1 protein-coding gene and 1 pseudogene are annotated in these 2,360 nt (G+C 63.0%); one reads left to right on the forward strand and one right to left on the reverse strand.

The genetic code is table 11. From position 1 onward, the window contains the following. Positions 1-676 (reverse strand): annotated as a pseudogene (locus tag VK519_RS15630) (LTA synthase family protein); the annotation flags it as partial. Positions 677-867: 191 nt separating this feature from the next. On the opposite strand from VK519_RS15630, the gene VK519_RS15635 reads away from it, so the two are divergent. Then, positions 868-2,360, forward strand: a 1,493-nt coding sequence (locus VK519_RS15635) for a glycoside hydrolase family 17 protein (RefSeq protein WP_414692760.1), incomplete at its 3' end; no start/stop codon positions are given.

A 2,360-nucleotide genomic window follows, 5' to 3' on the forward strand; every position in this document is an offset into this window, starting at 1 on the left:
CCGCCGACGACCGCTCGCTGCGCAGGGCGTCGATGGCATTGGCCACGTTGTACAGGGAGCTCAGCGGCAGCGTATTGACCATGCTGTCGCTGCTGAAGGCCACCGTGGCCTCGTTGATCGGCCGGTGTTCCAGGGTGCCGCGGGCGGCAAGGAAACAGACGGCGACAATCAAAAGGCAGACGATTGGCCGCGCCACCCATCCCAGGCGGCGGTCCACCGGCCGCGTGGCCAGCAGGCCGAAACCGAACCAGCCCAGCAGGATCAGCACCAGCAGCGAGCAGGCCACGACCATTTTGTAGCCGTGCCACAGCATCGAGCCCACTTCCACCGGGTTCACCAGGTATTCCACGAACAGGCGGTTGGGCCGGGTGTCGTATTCGACGATGAATTGCGGAGTGGCCACTTCCAGCAGCACCAATAGCAGCCAGGCCAGCCGCAACCACCACGCGGTGATGCGGGTGGGCCATGGCCGATGGCCCAGCCAGGGCGACAGCACGGCCGGAACGGCGACGATCATGGCCAGGAAGCTCAAATCGATACGCAGGCCGCCGAACATCACCGGCCACAGGCCGCCGGCGTCATGGACGCGCTCAAACTGCCAGAGGGACAGCCCCAGCCGGCTCAGGGTGAGAAGCACGAAGGCGGCCACGACGAACCGCAAGACGAGGCGACGCATACCCGGCTCCTGGTAAAAATTGTGCAAAGTCTAGCGGACGCTGCGTGCACGCCGCCGCCGAAGCCTGAAGATGTCACACTTAAGGCTCCGCTGACTGGCCGATGCCCCATGCGTTGAGCCATCCGGCGGGGTTGGTTAAGCTCGCAAGATTATTCACGTCCATCTGGGGGCCAGACGGTCCGGGGAATGTTTTGAGCGCACCTGCACCGACCGAACGACGCCCTTCCCTGGTAGTGGCACTCCTCCTGGCCCTCCTGGTCGCCGGGGTGAATTTCGGCCTTTGGTTCGTAGGCAACCTGCCTCGCGGCCCGGAGGACTGGCACGGTCAGATCAGCGGCTTCGGCTTCACCGCCTACCAGCGCTACGAAAATCCCATGCGCGGGGATGTGTCCACCGACGCCCAGATCGATGCGGACCTGAAACTGGTGAAGAAATACTCACCACGCATTCGCACCTATTCGATGCTGGAGAATCCGCAGACCTTCCGCCTGGCCCAGGCCAATGGCATGGATGTGATGGCTGGCGCACTGCTAGACCGGCGTCTTGGCAATAACGAGAAGGAGCTGGCCGCCCTCACCGCCCAGGCCCAGCGTTATCCCAAGACCATTACCCGGGCGATCGTGGGTAACGAAGTCCTGCTCACCAGCCAGCTCAGTCCCGAACAATTGATGGCCTACCTCGACCGTGCCCGCGCCGCCTTGCATCAGCCGGTGTCCACGGCCGAGCCCTGGCATATCTGGGAGCGCTATCCGGAACTGGTCAAGCACGTGGATTTCATCACGGTGCATCTCTTCCCATTCTGGGAAGGCCAGCCGATCGACCGCGGCCTGGCACTGAAAGACACGCTTGACCGCTACAACGCATTGAAGAAGCTGTACCCGGACAAGCCCATCGTGGTCGGCGAGATCGGCTGGCCCTCCAACGGCGATCGCTTCAAGTACGCCAAGCCTAGTGTGTCGAACCAGGCGATATTCCTGCGCGAGTGGATGAACGCTGCCCGCGCGCAGCACATCGACTACTACATGCTGGAAGCCTTCGACCAGCCGTGGAAGGAAAACCTCGGCGAAGGCCGCACCGGCGCGTACTGGGGCCTGTTCAACGCCGACCGCCAGCAGAAATTCCCCTTCACCGGACCGATCACGGAAGACACCTCGTGGCCGTGGAAGGCGCTGGCGTCGTCGCTGCTGGCATTCCTCCCGATGGCGGCGTTCGCCCGCCGTTTCGCACGCTTCAAGCTGATGGGCCGGGTGTTCTTCCTGCTGCTGATGCAGATGTCCTGCGGCCTGATCGTCTGGTCGGCCACCCTGCCCTTCAATTTCTACCTGAGCCCCTTCGACTGGTCGATGCTGGTGCTGCTGTTCCCGGCACAGGTGGCGATCCTGGCGATCCTGCTGATCAACGGCTTCGAGTTCACCGAGGTGCTCTGGCGGCGCAAGTGGCAGCGCGAAGCCGGCATGCTCACGCCCGATCCACCCGAACGGCAGCCCTTCGTTTCCATCCACCTGGCCTGCTACAACGAGCCGCCGGAAATGGTGATGCTCACCCTCGATTCCCTGGCGGACCTTGATTACGCCAATTTCGAAGTGCTGGTGATCGACAACAACACCAAGAACCCGGATGTCTGGAAGCCGGTGCAGGACTACTGCGAGAAACTCGGTGAGCGGTTCCGCTTCTTCCACCTGGA

The sequence above is a fragment of the Pinirhizobacter sp. genome, from assembly GCF_035317885.1.
In the GTDB taxonomy this organism is placed as follows: domain Bacteria; phylum Pseudomonadota; class Gammaproteobacteria; order Xanthomonadales; family Rhodanobacteraceae; genus Pinirhizobacter.